24 protein-coding genes are annotated in these 23,942 nt (G+C 69.0%); 9 read left to right on the top strand and 15 right to left on the bottom strand.

The annotated features are described in order from the left end of the window. Window positions 1-51 precede the first annotated feature (51 nt). Genes FLX08_RS22085 through FLX08_RS22060 form a run of 6 tightly spaced genes read right to left on the bottom strand, consistent with a single transcriptional unit; the run spans window position 52 to window position 6,878 of the window. The gene (locus FLX08_RS22085) at window positions 52-1,491 is read right to left on the bottom strand and encodes a YlbE family protein (protein ID WP_142620842.1); all 1,440 of its coding nucleotides are present in this window, start codon (window positions 1,489-1,491) and stop codon (window positions 52-54) included. After that, window positions 1,478-3,034, bottom strand: a complete 1,557-nt coding sequence (locus FLX08_RS22080) for an argininosuccinate lyase (RefSeq protein ID WP_142620841.1) — start codon at window positions 3,032-3,034, stop codon at window positions 1,478-1,480. The genes FLX08_RS22085 and FLX08_RS22080 overlap by 14 nt, the downstream gene beginning before the upstream one ends. Further along, entirely contained in the window at window positions 3,024-4,016 is a 993-nt protein-coding gene (locus tag FLX08_RS22075) for a 1-aminocyclopropane-1-carboxylate deaminase/D-cysteine desulfhydrase (RefSeq protein ID WP_142620839.1), read from the bottom strand. Before FLX08_RS22075 ends, FLX08_RS22080 begins: the two co-directional genes overlap by 11 nt. After that, window positions 4,007-5,209, bottom strand: coding sequence for a class-II fumarase/aspartase family protein (locus FLX08_RS22070; RefSeq protein ID WP_142620837.1), 1,203 nt, complete (start codon window positions 5,207-5,209; stop codon window positions 4,007-4,009). Before FLX08_RS22070 ends, FLX08_RS22075 begins: the two co-directional genes overlap by 10 nt. After that, window positions 5,206-6,123, bottom strand: coding sequence for an XcbA family protein (locus FLX08_RS22065; protein ID WP_142620828.1), 918 nt, complete (start codon window positions 6,121-6,123; stop codon window positions 5,206-5,208). Before FLX08_RS22065 ends, FLX08_RS22070 begins: the two co-directional genes overlap by 4 nt. After that, window positions 6,120-6,878: a phosphosulfolactate synthase gene (locus FLX08_RS22060; RefSeq protein WP_208761582.1), complete on the bottom strand. Its 759-nt coding sequence runs from the start codon at window positions 6,876-6,878 to the stop codon at window positions 6,120-6,122. Before FLX08_RS22060 ends, FLX08_RS22065 begins: the two co-directional genes overlap by 4 nt. Window positions 6,879-7,059: 181 nt before the next feature. Between FLX08_RS22060 and FLX08_RS22055 the strand changes: the two genes are divergently transcribed. Beyond that, window positions 7,060-8,022, top strand: coding sequence for an AIR synthase related protein (locus FLX08_RS22055; RefSeq protein WP_167530522.1), 963 nt, complete (start codon window positions 7,060-7,062; stop codon window positions 8,020-8,022). Window positions 8,023-8,054: 32 nt separating this feature from the next. Here FLX08_RS22055 and FLX08_RS22050 read toward each other — a convergent pair whose 3' ends face one another. The 3 genes from FLX08_RS22050 to FLX08_RS22040 all read right to left on the bottom strand — a co-directional run bounded on the left by FLX08_RS22050 (window position 8,055) and on the right by FLX08_RS22040 (window position 10,488). Then, entirely contained in the window at window positions 8,055-8,552 is a 498-nt protein-coding gene (locus FLX08_RS22050; protein ID WP_142620824.1) for an MSMEG_0567/Sll0786 family nitrogen starvation N-acetyltransferase, read from the bottom strand. Next, window positions 8,521-9,681, bottom strand: a complete 1,161-nt coding sequence (locus FLX08_RS22045) for an MSMEG_0568 family radical SAM protein (RefSeq protein ID WP_142620822.1) — start codon at window positions 9,679-9,681, stop codon at window positions 8,521-8,523. The genes FLX08_RS22050 and FLX08_RS22045 overlap by 32 nt, the downstream gene beginning before the upstream one ends. Before the next feature lie 132 nt (window positions 9,682-9,813). Beyond that, window positions 9,814-10,488, bottom strand: a complete 675-nt coding sequence (locus FLX08_RS22040; RefSeq protein WP_142620820.1) for a hypothetical protein — start codon at window positions 10,486-10,488, stop codon at window positions 9,814-9,816. 74 nt (window positions 10,489-10,562) lie between these two features. Here FLX08_RS22040 and FLX08_RS22035 point away from each other — a divergent pair, with 74 nt between their 5' ends. The 4 genes from FLX08_RS22035 to FLX08_RS22020 all read left to right on the top strand — a co-directional run bounded on the left by FLX08_RS22035 (window position 10,563) and on the right by FLX08_RS22020 (window position 14,966). Further along, the gene (locus tag FLX08_RS22035; protein WP_142620818.1) at window positions 10,563-11,516 is read left to right on the top strand and encodes a carbamate kinase; all 954 of its coding nucleotides are present in this window, start codon (window positions 10,563-10,565) and stop codon (window positions 11,514-11,516) included. Further along, window positions 11,513-13,060 (top strand): acyl-CoA synthetase FdrA, encoded by a 1,548-nt coding sequence (fdrA, locus tag FLX08_RS22030; RefSeq protein WP_142620816.1) that lies wholly within the window; start codon window positions 11,513-11,515, stop codon window positions 13,058-13,060. Before FLX08_RS22035 ends, fdrA begins: the two co-directional genes overlap by 4 nt. Further along, entirely contained in the window at window positions 13,060-14,232 is a 1,173-nt protein-coding gene (locus FLX08_RS22025) for an MSMEG_0565 family glycosyltransferase (RefSeq protein ID WP_142620814.1), read from the top strand. Before fdrA ends, FLX08_RS22025 begins: the two co-directional genes overlap by 1 nt. A 68-nt stretch (window positions 14,233-14,300) precedes the next feature. Continuing rightward, window positions 14,301-14,966, top strand: coding sequence for a 4'-phosphopantetheinyl transferase family protein (locus tag FLX08_RS22020; RefSeq protein WP_167530521.1), 666 nt, complete (start codon window positions 14,301-14,303; stop codon window positions 14,964-14,966). A 297-nt stretch (window positions 14,967-15,263) separates the two neighbouring features. On the opposite strand, the gene FLX08_RS22015 is transcribed toward FLX08_RS22020, so the two are convergent. Further along, entirely contained in the window at window positions 15,264-15,545 is a 282-nt protein-coding gene (locus tag FLX08_RS22015; protein ID WP_142620810.1) for a site-specific integrase, read from the bottom strand. 46 nt (window positions 15,546-15,591) lie between these two features. Between FLX08_RS22015 and FLX08_RS40755 the strand changes: the two genes are divergently transcribed. The 4 genes from FLX08_RS40755 to FLX08_RS22000 all read left to right on the top strand — a co-directional run bounded on the left by FLX08_RS40755 (window position 15,592) and on the right by FLX08_RS22000 (window position 17,684). Continuing rightward, window positions 15,592-15,768, top strand: coding sequence for a hypothetical protein (locus tag FLX08_RS40755; protein WP_167530520.1), 177 nt, complete (start codon window positions 15,592-15,594; stop codon window positions 15,766-15,768). Between the two features lie 109 nt (window positions 15,769-15,877). Further along, window positions 15,878-16,738: a hypothetical protein gene (locus FLX08_RS22010; protein ID WP_142620808.1), complete on the top strand. Its 861-nt coding sequence runs from the start codon at window positions 15,878-15,880 to the stop codon at window positions 16,736-16,738. 81 nt (window positions 16,739-16,819) lie between these two features. Beyond that, on the top strand, window positions 16,820-17,413 hold the full coding sequence (locus FLX08_RS22005; protein ID WP_167530519.1) for a transposase family protein: 594 nt from the start codon (window positions 16,820-16,822) through the stop codon (window positions 17,411-17,413). Continuing rightward, on the top strand, window positions 17,346-17,684 hold the full coding sequence (locus FLX08_RS22000; protein ID WP_341874341.1) for a MerR family transcriptional regulator: 339 nt from the start codon (window positions 17,346-17,348) through the stop codon (window positions 17,682-17,684). The genes FLX08_RS22005 and FLX08_RS22000 overlap by 68 nt, the downstream gene beginning before the upstream one ends. Before the next feature lie 115 nt (window positions 17,685-17,799). On the opposite strand, the gene FLX08_RS21995 is transcribed toward FLX08_RS22000, so the two are convergent. From FLX08_RS21995 to FLX08_RS21975, 5 genes are all read right to left on the bottom strand, one after another. Next, entirely contained in the window at window positions 17,800-18,477 is a 678-nt protein-coding gene (locus tag FLX08_RS21995; RefSeq protein WP_142620802.1) for an HAD family hydrolase, read from the bottom strand. A 273-nt stretch (window positions 18,478-18,750) separates the two neighbouring features. Then, the gene (locus FLX08_RS21990; RefSeq protein WP_142620800.1) at window positions 18,751-19,449 is read right to left on the bottom strand and encodes a TetR/AcrR family transcriptional regulator; all 699 of its coding nucleotides are present in this window, start codon (window positions 19,447-19,449) and stop codon (window positions 18,751-18,753) included. Window positions 19,450-19,484: 35 nt separating this feature from the next. Continuing rightward, a complete protein-coding gene (locus FLX08_RS21985; RefSeq protein WP_142620799.1) occupies window positions 19,485-20,390 on the bottom strand; it encodes an alpha/beta fold hydrolase in 906 nt (301 codons plus the stop codon). Between the two features lie 157 nt (window positions 20,391-20,547). Next, window positions 20,548-21,219, bottom strand: a complete 672-nt coding sequence (locus FLX08_RS21980) for a shikimate kinase (RefSeq protein ID WP_142620797.1) — start codon at window positions 21,217-21,219, stop codon at window positions 20,548-20,550. 78 nt (window positions 21,220-21,297) lie between these two features. After that, the gene (locus FLX08_RS21975) at window positions 21,298-23,754 is read right to left on the bottom strand and encodes a helix-turn-helix transcriptional regulator (RefSeq protein ID WP_167530518.1); all 2,457 of its coding nucleotides are present in this window, start codon (window positions 23,752-23,754) and stop codon (window positions 21,298-21,300) included. Window positions 23,755-23,942: the final 188 nt, after the last annotated feature.

Here is a 23,942-nt window from a genome sequence, read left to right as displayed (position 1 = left end):
GGCGTGGTGTGGGGCCGGTGGACCAGGAAGGGTCCACCGGCCCCACAACGATCAGGCCTCGCCGCTGAGCTTCGCGTCCAGCGCAAGCAGGGCCTCGGCGAATACCTTTATCGGCGCCTCCGCGACCCCGGCACCGACCTGGCCGCTGCCGTCGGCGTTGTGCAGGATGCCCGTCGTCACCTGTGGGGTGATGCCCAGTTCGACGACCTTGCGTACGTCGACCCCCAGCGGCGCCCCCTTCATTCCCCAGAACGGGATCACGAAGCGGCTGGAGTTGCCGACGCACACCTCGTCCAACTGCGCGGTCAGCTCGGCGGCGTGTGCCATCGTGCCACCGACGATCTGCGCCACCGCCGGCGAACCGGCCGCGGCGGCCCCCCCGAGCCCGACCAGCTCCAGCACCGCGCTGTCGCCGATGTCGGGGGCGGCGTCGGCCTCGCTGCGGCCGGGCTGGTAGAGCGCGCGCCCCACCATCGGCGCGGGAGCGGTGAACCACTCGGAGGAGCGTCCGGCCAGCCAGGCGGCGAACTCAGTGCCGTTACGCGCCATGCCGGTCACGACCGAGCTGTTCTCCACCTGGGCGGCCCACGTGGTCAGCGCCCGTGCGGCCGCCATGGCCAGGCTGAGGAACAGCAGGTGGTTGCCGGACAGGAAGGTCGCCGCCTCGTGCCGACGCGGATGGTCTCCCGCCACCAGCGCGGGCAGCAGGTTACGCAGCAGTAGATTGGTCGCGGCCTGGGTTCGGACATGGACGTCGTCGCCCATCGCCACCGCCTGCGCCGCGAGGGACATCACGTCGACCGATCCGTACTCCTGGACGGCGGCGGCCAACACGGAACCGACCGCCTCCCGCAGCAGGACGAGGCGCGCGATCGCGCCCGGCGTGTCCCGGCCGAACCACGCGACGTCCCCCGACCCCTGGCCGACCGGGGCGTACGTACGGATGCCCGCCTCGGCGAGCTCGACCTCCCAGACAGGCGTGGTGGGCCCCATCGACGTCGCCATCGGGACCACCGTACCGTGGGCGTTGGCCGGCTCTAGGCGCACCGTGCCGTCCCGGAGCAGGGCGTCCGCCTCCTCGGGGGTTCGCGCCCACCCTTCGGCGCAGACGGCGGCCCGCATCGAACGGCGCAGCGGGTCCGTGGTGTTCTCGATCGAGATCCGCGGCCCGCAGTGCAGCAGGACCCTTCCCTGCGCCAGCACCGGGATCACGTCGGCGGCGGTTCGCACGGCGACCAGTTGGGGCGCTCCGCGGTCCAGCCGCCGGAAGACCTCCTCATTGGCGGCGTCGATCGTACGCGCGTGCGGGCCGTACAGCCGCCGGAGCGCGGCGACCACCACGGGATCGCCGCCTCCCGGAATGCGCCAGTCCACCTGGACGACCGGGCGTTCCTGCTGCCTGATCGCCTCCGCGAACAAAGGGAGCCCGACGTTGACCACGTTGACCTTCTCGGGAACGTGGACCGGGGCGACGATCTCAGCTGTTGTCATCGCTCTTTCCTTCTTCGACGAATTCCTCGGCTTCGGCCACCAGTGCGGCCTCCGCCCGCTCGAACGAGCTGCGCCGGGCTTTCGCACGATCCCGGAGCGACTCCGCTGTCTTGACGCACTCCGCGGCCATGGCCTCGACCACGGACGGGGCCGCACCACCGGCCAACGTCCGCGTCTCGACGATGCGCCGGGGATCGAGGATCTCGCTGAGGTCCCGGCCGTCCAGCCCCAGGGAGATCCCCGCGTACTGTTGGGCCGCGGCCTCCAACCGCGACCCGTCGAGGTCGATCCCGCGCAGCCCCTCCCGGCTCGCCTCGCGCACAGCCATGCCGACCACCTGGTAGGCGGTCCGGTAGTCCACATGGCAGGTCTGCATGACGAACTCCGCCAGGTCCGTCGCCTGGCTGAAGCCGGACTCCAGGGCGGTCCACATCTTGTCGGCGTTGACGTTGAGGGTTCGGATGACCCCGCTGGTCAGCCGCGTCGTGCGGTGGGCCAGGTCCAGTGCGCGCGGGATCTCGCCATACGCGTAGATCAGGTTGTCGCTCCGCGCCGACGGGCTCTTGCTGACCGCGAGGAAGCCGGTGAGGCGGCCGATCAGCGTGCCGGCGGCGCCGCGGATGATCGACAGGGCGTACGGGTTGCGTTTCTGCGGCATGAGCACGCTGGAGCGGCTGTACCCGTCGGCGACGGTCACGTAGTCGAACTCGTTGCTCGCCCAGATCTCCAGGTCTTCGGCCAGCTTGCTCTGGGTGGTGAGCAGGCTGGACGCGTGGGAGAGCGCCGCGATAAGGCCGTCGATCTGCCACATCGCGTCGCGGGTGTGCTCGATGAAGCCCTCGAATCCCAGCAGGGAGGCGACCCGGCTCCGGCCGGCCAGCAGGCGGCTCCCGTTGACGCAGCCCGCGCCGCCCGGACTCGTGTTGACCCACGCGAAGGCGTCCATGAGCCGTTCCGCGTCCCGCAGGACCGGGTAGGCGAAGCTCGCGAGATAGTGACCGAACGTGGAGGGCTGCGCGTGCTGGAGGTAGGTCTGGTCGGGCAGCCAGGTCGTGCTGTGCCGCCCCGCCACGACCGCGATGGTCCGCGCGAGCTCCGCCGCGTCCTCGACCAGATCCTCCAGGACGCTGCGTACGTGAAGGCGGAGCGCGATGCGCACGGCCTCCCGCCTGGGCCGCCCTGCATGCAGCCAGCCCGCGTCGTCCCCGATCTGCGCGGTGAAGTGCCGCTCCCGCGAGTTGTACGGCTCGCCGTACGCGGGGTCGTAGGGGAAGTCGTCGGCGGAGGTGCGCACGGACCGGAGCAGTACCCGTATGAGCTTCCTCGCGGCGGCCCGGGGGATGACCCCGCGCTCGTGCAGATCGATGACATGCGCGATGTCGGCGAGGTTGAGGCCGGCGTGCAGTAGCGGCGCGTCGGCGTTCTCAAGCATGAATCCGCTGTCGATCAGTTCCTGAGCGGGACCGCCCACCGGTGGCCCCAGCCGATCGGGCCCGCCTCGGTGATGTCCCGAAGGGGCGGACGGCAGTTCATCATTGATCATCTTGACTCCATCCCGCGACGGCGTCGAGCAGGCCGCCGGTGTGCCAGAAGACTGTCGTGTGGTCGGGGTCGGAGCGCCGGTCTCCGAGGATCCGCGTGAGCGCGCCCAGCGCCTTCGCCGAGTACACCGGGTCGAGGACGATCCCCGAGGTGCGCAGGGCGAGCCGGGCCGCACGCTCGCCCTCTTCTGAGGGGCGCCCATGCCCGGGACCGCGGGCGTCGTCCAGAATGACGTCCGTCTCCCGGGGGAGCTCGGTGCCCATCAGCCGGGCGCACCCCCTGCTGAGTTCGAGGACCCGGCGAGCGGTCTCTTCCGGCGGCCGGCTGACCGACGCCCCGCACATCCGCAGTCGCCGCCCCATCGCCACCGCCCCGGCGACGAGGCCGGCGAGCGTCCCTCCGGAACCGGTGCCCACGACGACGGTGGCGTGACTGTCCAGCTGGGCGTCGAGTTCTGCCGCCGCCAGGTGGAACCCGGTGGAGCCGAGCGGGGTCGCGCCGCCGCGCGGCACCACGAAAGGCGTCCGGCCCTCCCGGATCAGCTCGGCCGCGGCCTTCTCCATCGCGGCGTCCACCGAGGCGCGGTCAGCGTCGTGCGTCCACCGTACCCGGGCGCCCCAGTGGACCGCCGCGGCCTGGTTGGGGTGCCGGACAGGCGAAGGTGAGCCGGCGTAGACGAGCACGCACCGAAGGCCTGCCCAGGCGGCGGCCGCGGCCGCCGCCTGGCAGAAGTTCGAACCCGGCATCCCCCCGGTCACCAGGACGTCGGCTCCGGACGAGCACATGTCGGCGATGAGCATCTCCAGCTGGCGTGCCTTGTTGCCGGCGACCGCGAAGCCTGTGAGGTCGTCGCGCTTCAGCAGCAGCCGGCCGCGCATGCCCAGCGCCTCCGCCAGCCGCGGCGCCTCATGGAGAGGCGTGGGCAGTGCGGCGAGGCCGGCGCGGAGAGGGGTCGTTCCCGTGTAATCGGGCTTCACGGCCATGAGGGCGACTCCTCGGCCCTGGCGCGCCGGGCGCGGGCCACCACCAGGTCCACCATCTCGACGGCGAAACCCGGGTCCGACGGGTTCTGCGTGTCGCCGAGGTACGTGCGCATGTTGGCCGCCATCCGATCGGAGTGCACCTCGAGGCCTTCGACCAGTTCGACGCCGAGCGCGAGCGCCTTGCCCGCCAGCAGGCAGACCTCCGGCAGGGCGACCCACTCCGCCTTCCAGGCCCGCCCGTCGCGCTCGTGCTGGCTGACGACCGACTCCAGGAGAACGCCTGCGTTGGCGCGGACCAGGCGGGCGAGCGTGTTCAGGTGCTCGCTGCCCTCCGGGTTCCGCTTGTGGTGCATGGTGATACTGCCGACCACTCCGGCTGCTCGCGGCTCGCCGAGCTCCCCGATCTCCGGACGCTGGAGCTCGTAGACCTCCTCACCGATCCGGGCGAGCGTGCCGGTGATCAGGGCCAGCAGGCCGCCGAACTCGGCGATCCTGTCGCGGGCGCTCAGCCAGGAGATGACCGGGTCGGCGAGCCCCAGCTCCGCGGCGAACCGTGCCCGGACGGCCAGCCCGCGGTCGCCGTAGGCGACGAGGGTGCCGATGCCGCCTCCGAGCTGTGCCACCAGCCATCGCGGAGCGCCCTCGCGCAGCCGGTCGAGATGCCGCCGGATCTCGTCCGCCCAGGACGCCGCCTTCCAGCCGAACGTCGCCGGCGCCCCCGGCTGACCGTGGGTCCGTCCCGCGATCGGCGTCTCGCGGTGCTCGACGGCCAGCTCGACGAGCCGCTCCTCGATGCGGCGCAGGTCACGCCAGACGATGCCGCCGACGGTGCGGACCGCCATCGACGTCCAGGTGTCCGTGACGTCCTGTACGGTCGCCCCGACGTAGACGTGCTCATGCGCCGCTTCGGGCAGCACGCGACGCAGCTCGTGGATCAGGCCCAGGGTCGAGTGCCCCGTCTCCCGAGTGCCCCGCGCGATCCGGTCGAGGTCGAGACGGTCGGCGCGCAGCTCGTCGGTGATGACCGAGGCGGCGTGGGCGGGGATGAGTCCCTCCGCCGCCTGCGCCCTGGCCAGCGCGGCGAGGACATCGAGCCACCCTTGCAGCCGGGCCCGCTCCTCGAAGATCTGCCGCAGCTCGTCCGTGCCCCACAGGTGGGCGTAGGCCGACGAGTCCGTGATCCGCGCGGTCACGACGCCCCTCCGTTCCGCTCCGTACCTGAGCCGAGCTTCCCGGCCAGCTCCGACGCGGTGGCCAGACCCTCCGCGACCAGCGTGAACGACGCTCCCCAGGGCACCACGACCGTGTCGCCGCGTGTCTCGATGTTCTCCTCCAGCAGGCAGCACTTGGTGAGCCGGGCCTCGCCGGGGGGAAGCGGCAGCGTGGCCGCCAGGGCGGCGGGACAGATGTCGATCTGGCGCAGGTTCGCCGCCTGATCCGGATAGAAGTGGTCGTGGATGGCACGTGAACGGGCACAGCCGAGCAGGACCCAGTCCGCCTGCGGCGGCACCTCGTCGAGATAGGAGATCTCGGCGCCCGCGACCGACATGCCACCTCCGCGGCAGGGCAGCAGGTAGTGCTCGGCCGGCTCGGTGGCGGCGAGTTTCTCCAGGTCGACGACTTGTGGCACGCATTCGGTCGCGGGTAGCTCCTCGGCTGTGTCCGCGATCCGCTGGACCTGGTCGTACAGCTTGGCCGGCCACGGGGGTGCCACGTCGAGCACATGCACCCGGCGCGGAGCGGGGTCCAGGATGAAGTTGACGTGCTCGTAACGCCCGCGCACGATCACGCAGCGCGGCGTCCCGGGGAGCTCGCGCGCCGCGCGGAGCAACTGGCTGGGCACGGCGGTGTCGATGTCGGGCCGGTCGACGAACACCGTCTCGGCCGGCCCGGCCAGCACACGTGCGTCGGTGACGCCCACGAACAGTTCGACCTCGCCGGCCTTGGTCAGCTCGACCACGGCGTACGCGTCCCGGCTCCGGGCCACCACGAAGCGCGTCCTGCGGTAGACCTGCCGGCTGAGAAAGAACGTCCGCAGGGAGTCGTCGTCGAGATCCACCGCCACGTCGGTGAACGCCACGGTTCGGTACTGATGCGGGATCATCATGATCTCTCCACTCCTGCGCGCTCCTCTCCGCACCTGGAAAGCGTCTCGATAGTGTCGGACCGCAGGCCCAGCCGGAGCGTCTCGACGGCCAGCGCATCGGCGGGCTGGATGTTGCCGAGGTTGACGTTCGCGCCATAGCGCCTGATCAACCACGCCTGCTGCGCCTTGCGCGGGGCCTCGAACAGGGTGGCCCTGAGGCCGGCTGCGGACACCACGGCGTCCGCGATGTCGGCGCGCACCCTGCCCTCGGCGTCGAACAGGCCGACGGTGCCGCTCTCGCGCCCCTCCGTCAGCACCCAGGTGGCGCCCGCCTCCGTGTCGGCCCGCGCATCCGCGGCCCACTCCCTGGCCGAGGGCGCCGGGGCGGGATCCTTGAGTCCGACCTCGGACAGGACGAGGAACCGGGAGGCGGCAGCTTCGATGATCTTGTCTTTGTCCGCCCGCGACATCTCCACCGAGCCGCAGGAAACCTCGACACACGGGAAGCCCACGGCCTCGGCCCAGTCCATGAACCTGTCCAGCACGCCCTGCCGCCACGAGATCTCCAGCAGGGTGCCGCCCGTGCAGGCGAGCACCTGGTGCGCGGCCAGCAGGTCGAGCTTCTCGCCGAGCGACGGGTCGACGTAGGCGGTTCCCCAGCCGAACTTCCACAGGTCGATGCTCGCGGCAGCGGCCGCCAGTCGCTGCTCCACCTCGGCCACGGACATGCCGTTGTCGAGAACGTGGGAGACGCCGTGCCGGCGAGGCTTCTCCACGCGGGGCGGTAACGCAAGGAAGTCGGGCACCGCCGAGGTCAGGCCCCGATCGGAGGTACGGTCTCGGGTAGGTTGTCCTATCACGGAAACGGCTTCCTCACTGGCTGATATGACGCCATTTGCGGCCTTTGGCCCCAATATTAACTTTCGCCCCAATTTGCACCGAAACGGAAGAGCCGCCTTGTTCACACGCAACACTCATGATCTTGAAGAACTGGCGCGCCGGCTCCGGAGCCTGCCGGGTGTCGCGGCCAAGAACTCCATCGGCGTGGTCGCCGATGTTTTCGGCGGCGGGGACTGGTGGGCCGGGCCCGGTGACGACGGAGCGGTCGTGCACGACCGGGGACGCAATCTGATCGTGGGGGGTGAGGCGATGCTGCCCGCCTTCGTCGCCAAGGACCCGTACGGCGCGGGCATCGCGGCGGTCCTCGCGAATGTGAACGACCTCGCCGCCATGGGGGCCCGGCCACTCGCGATCGTCGACACGGTGACGGGCCCGCGCGACGTCGCCAAGGCCATCCTCGAGGGCCTGAAGTGGGCCGCCGAGGTGTATGAGGTGCCGATCGTCGGCGGGCACCTCACCGAGACGGACGGGCCGCCCAGCCTGTCGGCGTTCGGGCTTGGCGCCGCGGACCTTGTGCTCTCGGCGATCCACGCCGAGCCGGGCCAGGCACTTGTCCTCGCCTGCTGCCTCGACGGGAGGATGCGGGAGGACTTCCTGTTCTTCCCATCGTTCGAGGAGCGTGGCGAACGTCTCGCGGGTGACGTCCGCACCCTGGCCGAGGTCGCGGAGCGGGGTGCCGCCGCGGCCGCCAAGGACGTGAGCATGGCCGGAATGATCGGCTCGCTGGCCATGCTCCTGGAGGCGCGCAAGCTCGGCGTCCAGGTCGATCTGGACGTGCTTCCGGTGCCCGCGGGGGTGCCGATCGGCGACTGGCTGTCCTGCTTCCCCTGCTTCGCGTTCCTGCTGACGACGCCGGCCGAGAAGGTAGGGGAATGCCTTGAGGCGTTCACCGCCCGCGGCCTCACCGCGCAGCGGATCGGGACGCTGGACGACACCGGTGAAGTGCGCATCGGCGACGCCTCCGGATCGGTGGTCGTCTTCGACCTGAAGCGGGAGTCGGTGACCCGGCTGGCTCGCTGAGGCGGCACGGCCCCGCCTGCCGTACGAGGTCGTCACGTGAGGTCGATGCTCATCTGCTGGTGAGGCACGCCCACGTACGGTACCGGCTCACCGACCCTCGACCAGCCGAGCCTTCGGAAGAAGGTCACGTTCGTGAGCTGCACAAAGGCGAGCATGCGGTCGCCGCCCGCGGACGCCGCGGTCGCGACCGCGTACCTGACCAGCGGCCCGCCCAGCATCAGATGACGATGCCCGGGCAGGACCGCCAGCCGATCTCCCTTCCACAGCACCTCGTCGCCGTCCGGCGAGGGTACGCGGTACAACCGGACGGTGCCGATCGGGACGCCGTTCGCGTATCCGACCACGTGGTGGGTCGTGGGATCGCGATCGAACTCGTCCTGGTCGGTCTGCTCGAACAGCCCCTGTTCTTCGACGAAGACCGCCTGCCGAATCCTCACGTGCTGCGCCAGCTCGTCCGGTGTGACCGCAGAACGGCAGACGAGCGCCGGCTCGCCGAGATCAGACGACGAGCGGGAGAGCCGTACGCCCATCAGCCAGACCCTTCGTCGAACCCGAACCGACACGTTCGAGGGCCGCCATCCCGGAGCAGGCCTGGCAGCGTGCGCAGCCGGCCTTGGTCCCGGCCGCGGTGAGCCCGCGTCGCAACATCTGCGGGACGATCTGCCGATAGATCCCCTCGACGTACGCCGAGGACGGCGGAAGCGCGTCCTCCATGAGGCTGCCGGGCACCGGGCGCAGCGGGACGATGAACGGGTAGACCCCGATGTCCACCGCGCGCTTGCACATCTCGACCGTGATCTCGGGGTCCTCCCCCATGCCCAGGATCACATAGGTGGACACCTGGCCCGCGCCGAAGACCTCGACAGCACGTTCCCAGGCGGTGAAGTATGCCTCGATGCCCCATCGCGCCTTACCCGGCGCGATCTCCGCGAGCACCTTGGGGTCGAAGGTCTCCACGTGGATGCCGACCGAGTCGACGCCCATGTCGCGGACGCGGTTGATCACGTCGAGGTCGGAGGGCGGCTCGAACTGGACCTGCACCGGCAGTCCGGACGCCTCCTTCACCGCCTTCGCGCACTTGCCCACATAGAGCGCGCCGCGGTCGGGGGTGGCGGTGCTGCCGGTCGTCAGCGTTGCGTCGACCGCGCCGTCGAGATCCCGCGCCGCCACCGACACCTCCGCCAGCATCTCGGGCGTCTTCTTCGCGATGGTACGGCCGGCGTCGAGGGAGACCCCGATGCCGCAGAACTTGCACTGGTCCGAGTTCCCCCAGTAGGCGCAGGTCTGCAGGACCGTGCTCGCCAGGGAGTCGAGGTGCAACAGGGCGATCTTCCAGTATGGGACGCCGCCTGCGGTCTCCATGTCGTAGTACTTGGGCCGTGGCGCGAGCGACGCGTCAGCCAGCCGGACCGAGCCCTCGTAGACGCCGAAGCCGTCGTCCTCCTGCCGCAGCGCGTACGGCGAGTCCTGCACGTAGCCGGCCGTGGTCGGGACGGTGACGGGTGCTCCGTTGATCCACAGCATCCCCGCGTCGGCGGGGCCGGCGCCGCCCTTGCGCGCCCCGATGGACCCGTCGGTCCGCAGCCCCAGACTCTGGAGTTTGACGATCAGTTCGGCGGTCTCCGTCGCATCGGCTACTCGGTCATTCGCCTGGGTCATGTCACAGCTCCTTGCCGGGCCGCTCGCACACGGTGCCTGCCCTGCACTCCCTGAAATCTTCATCTACTATAGGAAACTTCTCTGTACTTCTATAGGAAAGACCCAGGAAGTGGCAACATACCCCGCACAGTCTCAGCCAGTGGCATCACCCTCGAGTGAGGGCCGGAGACGTTCGACCAATGCCTCCCGCTCAGCGGCGGAGCGCGCCTCATGGACGTCCCGCGCAGGGTCGCCTGCCGTCAGCCGTCCGGTATCGATGTCGATGAACCCCTGCTCGACGACGTGAACACAGCCCGTGAACGCATCATCCGGCCGCGTCGTCACCAGCAGCGCGCGTCCAGTGCGGGCATCGGCCTCGAGCCGCCGGTAGGGAACGAACGGATCCCCGGGACGATAGCCGGACTCCTCCAGCACCACCCACCTCGTGTCCGTCGGCGCAGCCGCGAGGGCGGCCAGCCGATCGTCGCACGTGACCTCTTCCAGGACCTCTCGATAACGGATCGTGAACGCAGCGCCGGCGATCGCCTCGATGTCCAAGCCCTCGGCGGTAAGGGATTCGCTGGACCGGGCGACCCGGCGGACCAGGTCGCCGTGCTCGCGCCATGCGTCGAGCAGGGATCCGATGCCCCGCCCGCGCCGACGGAGTTCCTCCGCGACCGCGCCGGCGAGCCGTGTGGTCCTGAGGTAGATGTCTGGCTGATGCAGACCGGCAGAGAACGCCCGCTCTGAGGTCGCCGCCCACTGGCGGGAGAGCTCTTCGGCTGCCTCCCGAGGACCCGCGGCAGGTGTCGGGTCAGGCTCGGTCATTGACCAACTCCTTCCGAACAGTTCACTATCGTAAACGTCTCATCTATTATCGGACATTGAGGTGGGGACGGCTCGTGAACCATGTCGCTGTGGTGGCACTCGGCGGGAACGCCCTGACCCGAGCAGATCAGGAGGGCACTTCCGAGCAGATCGAGAGCAATGCCATCCAGATGGCAACAGGGATTGCGGACCTGTACAGAGCGGGATGGAGGGTGGTCGTCGTTCATGGTAACGGCCCTCAGGTCGGCAACCTGTCGATCCAGCAGGAGGGGGGAGGCGATCTCGTGCCACCCCAGCCGTTGCACATCCTCAACGCAATGTCGGAGGGACAACTGGGCAGCGTCCTCGTACGCGCGATCGACTCGATCCTCGGCCCCGGTACGGCTGTCGCCGTCATCTCGCACATGACCGTGGACCGCGGAGACCCGGCGTTCCAGACGCCGGTCAAACCCATCGGCCCCTTCTTCACGGAGGCACAGGCGCTCGCCCTGTCCGGGCAGCGCGGATGGGACATGAGAGAGGACGCGGGGCGGGGGTACCGGCGGGTGGTCGCGTCTCCACTCCCTATCGAGATGCTGGAGTCGTCCGCCGTCGAGACCCTGCTCGCTGCCGACAAGATCGTGCTGGCGGCCGGGGGCGGCGGCGTGGCCGTGTCGCGCGAGGGCGGGCGCTACCAAGGCGTCGACGCCGTGATCGACAAGGACTCGGCGGCCGCCCGCCTCGCCCGGTCTGTCGGGGCGGGAGCGATGATCATGGTCACGGGGGTGGACGCGGTGTCCATCGACTTCGGCACCCCACAGGCCCGCGTCGTCCACGAGATGCCCCTCGCTATCGCACAGAAGTATCTGGCGGAAGGCCAGTTCCCCCCAGGCAGCATGGGACCGAAGATGCAGGCGGCGATCGAGTTCGTCCGTGACAGCGGTGGGACGGCGGTCATCACATGCGCCGAGCACATGCTCGGTGCGCTCGACCCGTCTACCGGCATCGGTACCCGTATCATCCCGGAACCAGTCGAGAGCATCGTATGAGTACAACGAACCACATCGCCCGAGTCCGCATCGTCCGCGACACGTACTGTGACTCGCTGCGGCTGCTTGTCGCCACCTCGGTGATGTCCGAACGGGAGGACGTCTCCTGGGCCGGCGCGGTCATGGCCACCCCCTCGGGGCTGGAGAACCTCGCCGCCGAGGGGTTCGGCGAGGAAGTCATCGGCACTGCAGGGTCGAACGATCTCGTTCTCGCCGTACGCACGAGCGGCGAGGCCGCGGCGCAGACCGCTCTCGACTCCGGCACGGAGGCCGTGTACGCGCAGGCCCCGGCCGAGTCGGAGGGCGACGCCGTCGCGCCGCCACGGACCCTTCGACAGGCCGTGGAGCAGATGCCGGACGCCACCGTGGCGATCGTCTCCGTCCCCGGGGAATACGCTGCGCTGGAAGCCCACCACGCGCTTTCCGAAGGACTGCACGTACTGCTGTTCAGCGACAACGTCTCCATCGAGGAGGAGGCGGAGCTCAAGAAACGCGGCAACGAGCTCGGCCTGCTGGTGATGGGGCCCGGCGCCGGCACCTCGGTGATCTCGGGCACCGGGCTGGGGTTCGCGAACTCGGTACGCAGGGGGCCGGTCGGCGTCGTCGCCGCCGCCGGCACCGGCGCGCAGGAGGTCTCGGCACTGCTGGATCGCTGGGGCGTCGGCGTTTCGCACGTGATCGGCGTCGGCGGTCGTGACCTGTCCGAGCAGATCGGAGGGCGGATGGCCAAGGCTGCCGTGCGCATGCTCGACAAGGACCCGGCGACCAAGGCCATCCTCCTGGTCTCCAAGCCGCCGAGCCAGACAGTCGCCCGCGAAGTGCTGGGCCAGTGCACGTCCACCCCTACGGTGGCCACCTTCCTCGGCCTTGGAGACATGGAGACGCCCTCCGGCGTGCGGCTGGCCCGCACACTGGAGGACGGTGCGCTCGCCGCCGCCCGGCTGGTCGGCGTCACACCGACGGCGACGTCGAAGGGTGTACGCAGGCAGGTGGAGGACGCGATCGCCGCGCTGGGAGAGGAGCGGCGTACCGTCCGGGGGTACTACTCCGGCGGGACGCTCTGCTATGAGGCGCAACTGATCATCGGAGAGCTGCTCGGAGACGTTTACTCCAACGAGCCGCTCCTACACGATCACACGCTCCCGGCTCCTCCCGGCACGCACGTGCTGCTGGATCTCGGCGCGGAAGAGTACACCGTCGGCCGGCCCCACCCGATGATCGACCCCACCACTCGCCTGGAGATCATGCGGCGCGAAGCCCGCGATCCGGAGGTCGCGGTGGTGCTGCTCGATGTCGTGCTCGGTTATGGCTCGCATGAGGATCCGGCCGGGCAGCTCGCATCCGTGATGGAGGAGATCAGCGCGGACGGCGGCCCCCGCGTCGTCGCCTACGTCCTCGGAGCCGACACGGATCCGCAGGGTTACGCCAGGCAACGCGCCGCGCTCGAGCAGGTCGGCTGCCTGGTGACCGAGACCGCGGCACGTGCCGCGTACGCGGCGGCGGCCATCGCGAGCCGTCGGCCCGAACTGGCAGAGGTGCACTGATGACCGGGCACCCACTCTTGCCGCCCGTCGCGCTGGTCACCTACAGCACGAAACCGCGGGGCGGAGTCGCGCATACGCTGGCGCTGGGCGAGGCGCTGAACGCCCTCGGGCAGGACGTCGTGATCGTCGGCTTGGGGGACCCGGCGAAGGGATTCTTCCGGCCGGTCGCCGCCCCGACCTACGTCATCCCTGCTCCCACCACCTCCGGAGGACTGGAGGAGAAGGTGGCGGCGAACATCGATGCGATCGAGGCCGCCCTGGCGGGCATTGCTGCCAAGTACCCCATCCTGCACACCCAGGACTGCATTTCGGCACGTGCGGCGGCGCGCGTGCGGGACGCGGGGGTTCCCAGCAGCGTCGTGCGGACCGTCCATCACGTCGACGACTTCGACAGCCCGTCCCTGATGGACTGCCAGACCCGGGCCATCCTCGAACCCGACCGGATCCTGGTGGTGACCAGGACCTGGGAACGAATCCTGCGCGACGAGTACGGCGTCAGCGCGGCCGTCGTCCCCAACGGGGTCGACCTGCTCCGATACCGCGAGGCCGCACCGGAGCTGGTGGCGCGGTTGCGCGCACGTGTCGATGCGAGCGACCGCCCGATGTTGCTGGCCGTCGGTGGGATCGAGCCGCGCAAGGGCACCGACACGCTCGTGGCCGCCCTGTCCAAGCTGATCAGGAACCGCACCCCGGCGCCGGTGCTGGCGGTGGTCGGCGGCCACTCCTTCCAGGACCACCGGGCCTACCGGGACAGGGTCCTGGCGAGTCTCGACTCCCTCGACCTCACCCTCGGCAAGGACATCGTCGAGCTCGGCACCGTCCCCGAGGAGGAGATGGCGGCCTGGTACGCGGCGGCCGACGTGCTGGCGTTCCCCTCGGTGAAGGAGGGGTTCGGGCTGGCTGCGCTGGAGGCGATGGCGGCCGGCGTTCCCGTGGTGACCAGCGACCTGCCGGTGTTCCGCGAGTGGCTGGTCCCCGGCCGCGACGCCTTGCTGGTCCCCATCGGCGACGCGGACGCGCTGGCGGACGCCCTCGCCGACACGTTGGACAACCAGGACCTGCGCGCCCGGCTGCGTTCCGCCGGACTGCGCCTGGCGGAGGACTACACATGGACGGCCAGCGCCCGGCGGCATCTCGAGCTGTACGCGGAGGTTCCCCTGGCCGCACGCTGACTTCGCTTACGGGCGATCCCATACCACCGGCGGAGGTCGAATATCTGCGACGTCTGCTTCCTCCCGGTGTGCGCCTCACCGCGCTCGATCCCGCCCAGGTCGATACTCGTTCGCCCCATCCAGCCCAGGCCGGCGCCTGCCTGCCTCAGATCGGCGGCCGCTCCCTCCATCCGGCCGAGGCCGCGCTGGTGCCGCGCAGCGACCTCTTGCGTAAGCGGCAGTTCATCGCCGGCCGGCTGTGTGCTCGCGCCGCGCTTCGCGAGATCGGCGCGGAGGCCGGGCCCTTGCTGGTCCGCCCTGACGGTTCTCCGGACTGGCCAGCGGACGTGCGCGGCAGCATCAGCCACAAACCGCGGCTATGCATCGTCGCCGTCGGTAGCGCCGCGGCTGTCGGTGGCCTGGGCATCGACCTCGAACCGGCGCAGGAGCTGCCGCAAGCCGTCTGGCGAAGCGTGTTGACCGATGGCGAGCAGGCACGGATCTCGATCGGTCGTATTCACCATGGGCGGCTCGAGCCGCGCCTGATCTTCAGCGCCAAGGAGTCCTACTACAAGTGGTACCGGTCCGCGGGCGGGCTGCACGACATCGGCTTCCACGATGTCGAGGTGGACTTCCGGGGAAGCGAGATCCGCTACCACCCACGCGAGCCGCTGCCCACCACCTTTGGACGCTGCGTCGTAGGCGGCAAATGGCTGATCACCATCACCTGGAGCAACCCGCTCAACGAGAGCTGATTTTGGACCCCACGCCGAATGACGCACTGACGTGAACCCCCATGGAAGAGATCAACGGTGTGCCCACGTGGGCACACCGGACCGGCAGGAGTGGGCAGAACGCGGCAGAACCCGGCTCAACCCGATAGGCGCGACCAGCGCGAACAGCAAACTCGCAGGTGAGAACCCTGTTACTGGTCCGGTTCGATTCCCGTCACCCGCTCCACACACGAAGGCCCAGGTCAGGAAGATGATCCCGGCCCGGGCCTTGATCATCTCTACGGACTTTCCTCACTCGCGTGCCAGATTCGTGCCAGATCAGTTGATCTTTGCTTCCGTCGCCGCCCGCTCCTCATCTTTGTCGTTGGCGGAGGCGAGCTCCTGCTTGACGATCTCCTCCATGGCATCGGCTATCGCGCGGTCTCTGTCCTTGGCCGCGTGCAGGTAAACCATGGCCGCGTTCGTGCTGGAGTGACCCCTGCGGCTCATCAGCTCCTGGAAGGTTGCCCCGGTGGCCGCCGCCAGGGTGTTGCCCGTGTGCCGCAGGTCGTGAATGTGGCGCCCCCATGCGGTCGGCGGCGCCCACATAGACCTCGGCATCGTCCACGCCCGACGCGGAGACCTTGACTCCGCCGTCGAGCAATGCATGGCCGCCTTCGACATCGAACGCAAGTCCCTCACCGACCTCGTCAACCGAGCCGGAGACCTTGACCCCGTCCTACGCCAGCGGTACCGCCGCGAAGCCCTCGCCGAGGAGTTCTACGAGAGATATGTGACCTCCCGCCGCGCCCTAACCGCACGCCGCCCCGATCTCCTTGATTGACTTCCTGCGGGATAGAGGGAACCAGGGGTCGACCGCCCAGCCGGTCCGACGTCGTCGCCTTATTAGCAAACCGGCAACAATAGACGACACGCGTCAATAAGGTGCAGCGGTGCATGCTCTGCGCATCGTCCTCGTCGTGCTCGCCGTCATGATCCTCATCAGAAGTGATAACAGGATGGACGAGGCCCCACGACTAGACCATGTCGTCACCGCCTCCTGCCCCGGAAGGTCAAGCCCGGACCTGCTCTCCATGCCCCGCCAGGCGCTCCCCTACGGCTTCGTCCCGATCGAGGTCGTACGCTGCCGCTGGATTTCCCAGTATCTGCCCGGCAAAGGCCGCTGGGAAGTCCTCAACGAGGAGCACGCCACGGGTCCGGCAACCGAACTGATGACCGAGCTGCGCCGCCCGCCAGCGCGAGCCCAAGCCAGTCCACTGCTCAAACTGCGATGGTTCTTCGAGGGGATAAGATGCCCGGCTATCGGGTACACGTTCGACTACTTCGTCCTGGTGGACTCCTCCGGCAGGGCGGTGCTGCCGGACGTGCCGACCAGCGTGTGCGGAAAGCCGTTCCCCTCCGCACTCGACGCTCTCGACCGTCTGTCGTACCAGCTCACCAAACAGCTACCCGTTCGCAGAATCGAAAGCGAGAAGGAGTTCCGAGCCGGTTGCGGTGACGAGATCAGGGACCTGTTCCTTTCCTTCTTCCAGCCGAAATCATCACGGACACGACGAGCCTCGGCACGGCCGTTATGGAATCCAGCACCGCAAGGTCTGCGCGTATGCGTCTACCGCACCTCACACAAGCTCACAGGCATCAACGAGGCGACACTCGAGTCCACGCGCATCCTCAAAGGCAGCAATCTGAACACCCTCCTCACCGCACTGGACAACTCGCCCGCCACTGACTGCCCGAGCCACCACCCACGGGCACGGCAAAGTCGAACCTGGGCTCGCGGGTGCGATGAGTGATGGCCGGGGTGGGATTTGACAAGACGGACACGGCCCCGATGATCTTGTGGTTCTCTACGCCAACAGATCATGAGGGGTCCCGTGCCCGCGCCGCTATCTTCGCTGATCGATCGTGTTCATGGCCAGTCCGACAGCTCGCCGCAGGTGGTCCAGCTGGGCCATACCGGCCAGGAGTGCCTGCTCAGAGCCCTGTCGCAGGTGCCGGATCCGCGTGATGCCCGAGGCGTACGGCATGCGCTGCCCGCGGTCCTGGCGATGGCGATCGCGGCGGTACTGGCCGGGAGCAGCTCGTTTTATGCGATCGGGCGGTGGATCGCCGATGCCGGGCAGAAGACGTTGAAGACGCTCGGGGCACGGCAGGACCCGGCGAGCGGCCGCTACCTCGGCCCAGACGAGAAGACGGTGCGCCGTCTGTGCGGGCAGGTGGACGGCGACGCCCTGGATGGGGCACTCGGGCGATGGCTGGAGCGCCGCCTGCTGCTCGCGCTGGCTGCCAAGACCCGCGTCGGCCGCAAGTCCGCCCAGCGCCGAAAGGCCGGCCGGCACGCCAAAGCGGCAGGTCAATATTGTGAGGCGGATCACTGTGCGAATCGGGGACCTGGCGAGCATGACGCGCGTGAGTGTGCGGGCGCTCCGGTACTACGAGGAGCAGGGGTTGCTGACCTCGACGCGTAGTGAAAGCGGGCAGCGGCTCTATGACAGCGCGGCCGTCGACCGCGTGCGGCTGATTCAGCAGTTGTACGGCGCGGGACTGTCCAGCAAGACGATCGCGGAGCTCTTGCCGTGCGTCGACGCCAAGGTGAGCACGCCGGAATCTCGGGAACGGCTGGCGGCGGAGCGGGACCGGATCAACGCGCAGATCGCCGAGCTGATTGTCGCCCGGGACAGGCTCGACGACATCATCGACGCGACGTCGAGGCCGAATCCGGAGTGCGACTACGTATGAGCCTGGGCCCCCGAGCCTGGGCCCCCGAGCCTGGGCCCCGCGATCCAGCCCGATGCAGTCAGCGATCACATGATCCCCGCCCTTGGCCGCGTTGGACGACGGCTCAGTTCTCCCCTCATCGGGGATCGGGTGTCTCCACGGGGCAGGTTTGTGCGAGAAGCGTCGGAAGTTCGCGCATGTCATCGAAGACTGTGGTGCCCGGTCCTTCGAGCCATTCCGCGGGCGTGAGTCCACCGGCGTAGCCAAGAGCGCGCATGCCCGCTGCGCGGGCCGCCTGGACCCCGTATTTGCTGTCTTCGACGACGACGCAGGCCGAGGGGTGGACGCCCATTTGCTTGGCGGCGTGCAGGAACAGGTCGGGGGCCGGTTTGCCGTGGAGGACCTCGCTTGCGCTGAAGATGCGGCCTTCGAAGTACGCGTAGATCCCGGTGCGGCCCAAGGTGTGGCGCATCGTGTCATGGCTGCCACCAGAGGCGACGCAGCTAGGAAGTGTGAGGGTGTCGAGGACTTCGAGGATGCCGTCGACCGGGACGAGTTCGGCATCGACGGCGGTGCGGTGCAGTTGCTTGAACCTCTCCTGCCAGAGCGCGCCCAGGCTCGGCCCCACTCGGGCAGTGATGTGTTCGCCGTTGGCGAGGGGCGACCGGCCGATGAACTTTTCGATTACCTCGGCTTCGGTCAGCGGCCAGCCCAGCTCAGCGCCCACGGCTACATGGATGCGCACGGCTATGCGTTCGCTGTCGACGAGCACACCGTCGCAGTCGAAAATCACGAGCTCAATCGGAGTGACCATCTGGAGAGCCTAATCCGATCACGGTGGTTCCCGGCGTGCAGGATCCAGAGCTTGCTGAGCATCGGCGCTGGTCCTCGGCGGACGCCGTCCCGATTCCCCCCAGGCCCGAAGCCGTCCGCTTCCTCGATTGGGTTCAGCACCGGCAGACCGGTGCCCGCTGGCGCCTGAGCAGATGCCTTGACCGCCTGCCGTGCCCGTTGCTGCCGCTCGGTCGCGTGCCGGATGCGTGCCAGATTGAACGGCGATCAGCGGCGATCAGCCGATCCCATCGGATCAATGACGATCTCGTGCAGATCGTCTTGGACTTGCGCCACGGCTCGCGGCTGCGTCCGCACCTGCCCCGATCTCGTTCGCCTGACTCCGAGGCGCACGGTCCGGCCCGAACAGGCGGTCCAGGTAGTAGTCGATGAGCTTGGTAGCGGCCTCGTAGCTGCGCTGCCCGCTGAGGACACTTGAGGTCAGGCCGTTGGCGAGCGCCAGAAGGCCGGCGACTTCGGCCCGCGGGTCACGATCAGGGGCTATGTCCCCGGCCTGCTGCGCTGCGGTCAAGCGTACGGTGAGGAAGTCTTCCAGTGCGTTGGGCAGGGTGAGCCCGGCTGCGGCGAGCGCCGGGTCGGTGAGGGCGGCGGTGTAGTAGGCGGTCCAGGCCATGGAGTCCAGGCGGCTCTGCTCGTCGAAGGGCACGATCGCGCCGAGGACGGCGGCGAGAACACCCCGCGTGGACAGCGTGTCCGCCGCATCGGCAACCCGCTGCCGAACCCGCCGCCGGCCGCGAGCACCCAGCTCCAGGAGGCCGGACTCGAGCAGGGCCTGCTTGTTGGTGAAGTAGTACTGGACGACGCGCAGCGAGACCCCGGCCTCGGCGGCGATCTCACGCATCGATACCGCCTGCAGGCCGCGGGTGCCGGCGATGCGCAGCAGCGCCTCGGTCAGCCGGCGCCGCCGCTCGTCATGATCCACCTGTCGGGGCATGCCCCTTTCCTACCTGTTCGTGCTGTGCTTCGGTGTCATGGTCCCCAGGGACGCTCCTGGCCGGGAAAGGTGAGGATCCGCTCGGCGACCAGGTCCGGAGCTTCGACGCACAGCGAGTGCCCGGTGTCCGGCACGATCTCCACGCGCCAGGACGGCGCGATGTCGGCCAGCCGCGCGGCCACCGCCCGCGCGTCGTGCAGCGTGCTTCGAGCGCCCAGCAGCACCTGTACGGGCACGGACACCTCACGTATCTGCTTGTCGGTGTAGGCGGACGGGATGAGCACGTGCCGGCGGAAGGACAAGCCGGCCCGCATCAGCCTCACCAGGCCATCCTCGCGCAGCAGCCCGTTGCCCACGACGCCGGCCATGCGGTGTCGCAACGCAGCAGGAAGCATGGAGGCGATGGCGCCGGCACCGGCCCATCGGACGAAACGCCCCGTTATCGGCGCGAAGCCGCCCGGGTCCACCAGCGTCAGCGCCGCGACCCGGCCGCCCCCGCCGCGTTGCTGTTCCGCCGCCGTCCATACCGCGGCCAAGCCGCCGGAGGAGAAGCCGGCCAGGTGTGCGCGCTCGGCCCCGGCCCCGGCCAGGACGTCGGTGACCCAGCCGCCGACCTCGGCACCGGTCGCCAGGGTCCGCTTCTGAACCGAGCGGCCTGGCTCGCCGAGGGGGTCGACGGCAAGGACCGGGCGCGTACGCGCCAGCGGCTCGATGTAGCGGTGCCAGGCCAGCGCGTTCCCGCCCGCCCCGGCCAGGAGGACCACGGGATCCCCCTCCGCGGGCCCGGCTCGATAGGTCCGCACGCTGCCGGCGCGAGTCTCCACGTCGATGGTGTCTACCGGCACCGGCCACAGCTCGCGGAGCACGCGGTCGTATACGGCGTAGTACTTGTCACGGGCAGAGTCACTGCTGAAGGCGGACGGCCGGTCAGGAACGCGCATGGCGACCTCATCTCCCGAATGGATACAGTTGTATCCTAACGAGTAGCCGACGAGGCCGCGAGGGCTTGCGTGCCCGTACGGTCGGCAACCTGCCGGGGAATCAGGGGACTCACGGTCACTCGGCCACACTCTGTGCCGCTGAACCCTCGTCGACCGCTTACGCCTCGAGACCGAACACCGAGGAGACTCGCCGTTCGAGATCTTCCTCGGTGTCCTCGGAAGCCACCCTGAGCCCGTTGAGGCCAAGATCACCGATCTGCTCGCTGAGCCGGTCGGTGAACAGCGCGTCGCGCTGGAGCAGGTTCTGCAGCGCCCGCTGCGGGTCACCGGTCTTGGCCAGGAATCCCCATGCCGGTCCGCCACGGCTGTCGAACACCGCCTGGCGGAACCGGGGAGCCGGCAGCAGCCACACGGCATGGTCCGCTTCGGCGAGCAGGGGGTGGACGAGGCCGGGCAGCAGCCGGAAGCCTTCGGCGAGCACCGGCCGGTCGGCGGGGAGGGCGAGAAGGTCTTCGACGATCAACTCGAATCCTTCGCCGTGATACCAGTGGAAGGTATCGAGCATCTCGCGCGGGCTTCTGGTCACCCAGCGTTCGTCCATGTCCATGGCGGCGAACTCGCCCAGGTAAGGAGCTTGTTCCACGGGCATGCGGCGGGCGTGGCCGGGCATGGCGGCGTCGGTGTCGTACAGACGCATCCCATACCGCTCGGCGATGCGCCGGGCGATGGTGGATTTTCCGGCTCCACTCCCACCGCCGATCCAGTAGACGTGGCGCAACCGTTCCCTCCGGGCCGGGGGAGAAGCACCTTCATGCAGTTCAGAGTGCATTCGTCAGCTCCTGTCGAGTGCCTGCGCAGGCCCAGGACATCGGGAACGGCGCCGCCACGGCAACCCGGCTTTCCGGGCTCAAGCACCCTTGACGAGCTCAGGGCATTCCTCGGCGACGATGCGGGCCAGTTCGGTGCGGGATGCGATGTCGAGCTTGCCGAACATCCGGCGAAGGTGGGTGGACACCGTATGTGGCGACAGGAACATCCGCTGGGCGATCTGGCGATTGGTCATCCCCCTGGCGATCAGGCCGGCGACGGCCCGTTCCGTCTCGGTGAGGCTCTCCCAGCCGAACGTCGGCCGCTGGGGCTGGTTCCAGTGCCGGCGCCGCACCCCAAGCGCCCGCAGCCGGGCCCGTACGCGGGCCGCGTCCGAGAGCGCACCGATCTGTTCGTAGCCGTCGAGCGCCTGATCCAGCTTGTCGACGGCCTTCGCGGCGGCGTCGGTGCCGGACGTGGCGGCCAGCAAGGCGCCGAGGTCTTCGGCGGCCGAGGCGCGTATCCATGGTTCCGGCTGATCGATAGCGGAGGCCAGCGCATCGGGGTCGGCGCAGAGAATGCCACGTGCGTGGGCGGACGCAGTGGCGAACATGGGGAAGTCCGGGTTGTTCCGAGCCAGGTGTTCGGCCGTGTCGACCATGGCCTGTGCGTACGGACGGTTCTCCACGGCCAGGGCCAGCCGGGTCATCCAGGCGGCCGTGAGAGGCATCGTGAGGAGGGCCCAGCGCCGCTCCTCCTCGTCGGTGTAGATCGTGCGCAGTATGTCGATCGCCCGTCCCGGATCACCTTGGCCCTCGGCCACCACCGCCATCACCCACTTCTCCCACACCGGCCCGAACAACATCCCGGGCGCGGCGTGTGTGGACTGGAAGCGCTCGATGTACCGGACCGCGGCGTCGATGTCACCCCGCCGCATGGCGATGAACGCGAGTACGGACAACCCGACGCGGATGAATCCGTGCGTGCCCAGTTCTTCGGCGATCGTCTTCCCGGTCTGGGCTTCGGCGGCGGCGTCGTCATATCGTCCGGCGATCAGATGCAGAACCGAACGGAACAGCGCGGGTTGCGGGGCGAGCACGGTGAGCCCGAGGCTCTCGATTTCCTCCTCGGCGGCCTGGATGGCGATGTCGGCCGCGTCGAACTGTCGCATGGACCGGTACTGGAGGCTCAGCAGCAGGCGCGCGTACGGACGCTGGACGGCTTCGACGGTGCCGCTGTCCGTGATCAGGAGGGCTTCGCGTAGATGCGTGAACGAGTCGGCGCCCCGCCCGTCGACCATCGCGAACCGAGCGAGCAGCAGAAGTGCCCCGACGACGGCGGCATCGGTGTGCCGTTCACGGTGGGCGAGGACGGCTTCCGCCCGCTGTCGCCCTTTCCGGAGGTCGTTTTGCCAGATGAGGCCCCAGAACATCGTCCATTCGGCAATGCCGCGCAGATCACTTGGGATGTCCTGCTGGGCGAGCAGGTTTTCGGCCTCGGACACCGCATCCGCCGGCCGGCCGCTCCACAGCAGTATGTGCGACAGCGCGCACCGCAGGCGAGGCGCGTGGAGAGACGAGGCCCTGCCGAGCGCGGAACGCGCGAGATCGGCCGCCTCCGACAGCCGCCCGATGACCGTCAGCGCGTTGACCGCTGTGGCGGCGCGACCGAACCACTCAGGATCGGCGGGGTCGCTGAGCTCCAGCGCCCGCATGGCGAGATCGACGGCGGTCTGGGGTGAGGACCGCAGCACCTCCTGCGCCGCCCGATCCAGCCCGAGCAGTGCGGACGCATCACCGCGAGTGGCACTGTGAAGGAGGTGCGCCGCGGCGGGAACAGCCGACCCGCCACGTTTGAGCAGCATCTCCCCCACGTCGTGGTGCATGGCCCGGCGAACGGAGTCGGGGATGGTCCCTATAACCGCCTGCCACAGCAGATCGTGCCGGAAGGAGAGTTCGTCTCCAGCGGGTTTGATGATGCCCGCCGAAATCGCCTCCTCCAGCATCGGCAACAGAGTGCTGGCCGGTTCGCCAAGCATTTCGGCCAGATCTCTCACCGAGAACGAATGGCCAAGGATTCCGGCGCACTGCAGCAGATATCTGGTCCGTACGGGCAACCCCTCCAGGCGTTCTCGCCCTATCGCCCGCACCTGCGGCAGGCGCGCGGAAACCATCCGTACGCGATCATCGGCGAGTTGGAAAACACCCTCGCTTTTGAGCTTTTCCAGGAGATCGACGAGCAGGAAGGGATTGCCGTCCACGATGCCGGCCAAGGCCAGCACGTCCGGCTCGGGCTTGGCCCCGAGGACGTCGGTGACGACGTCCTCTACAGCCCTCTCGTCCAACGGTTCCAGCGTGATCCGGGTCGCACCGTTACGTTCCAGGACGTGGAACAGGCAGTTGAGGCGGGACCAGTCACCGCTGCCGATCGTACGGGTCAGCATCCAGACGAGCGGATAGGAGGCGAGTTCTCTGGTCATCGCCCGCAACGCCAGCAGGGTTATCGGATCGGCCCAGTGCAGGTCGTCCAACGCGAGAAGCACGGGTTCGTGAGCCACTCGCTTCTCCAGCCGTCTTTCCCGGGCGCGGCCCCGCCAACCCGGCCACGATGATCGGCAAAAACCGGACCAATCCCCAGTTTCACGATCAGCATCGGCCAAATGACCCATAAATCCATCAATCACCCGGGCCGCCAGCCATGTCAAGCGCGGGCCGGAGAAGCGTGCGGTGTCTTCGTCCTCGTGAC

It is taken from the genome of Microbispora hainanensis (assembly GCF_006874475.1).
Classification (GTDB): Bacteria; Actinomycetota; Actinomycetes; order Streptosporangiales; family Streptosporangiaceae; genus Microbispora; species Microbispora hainanensis.
Note: the sequence above shows the minus strand (reverse complement) of the source record. Positions and strands in the feature narration are given on the sequence as shown.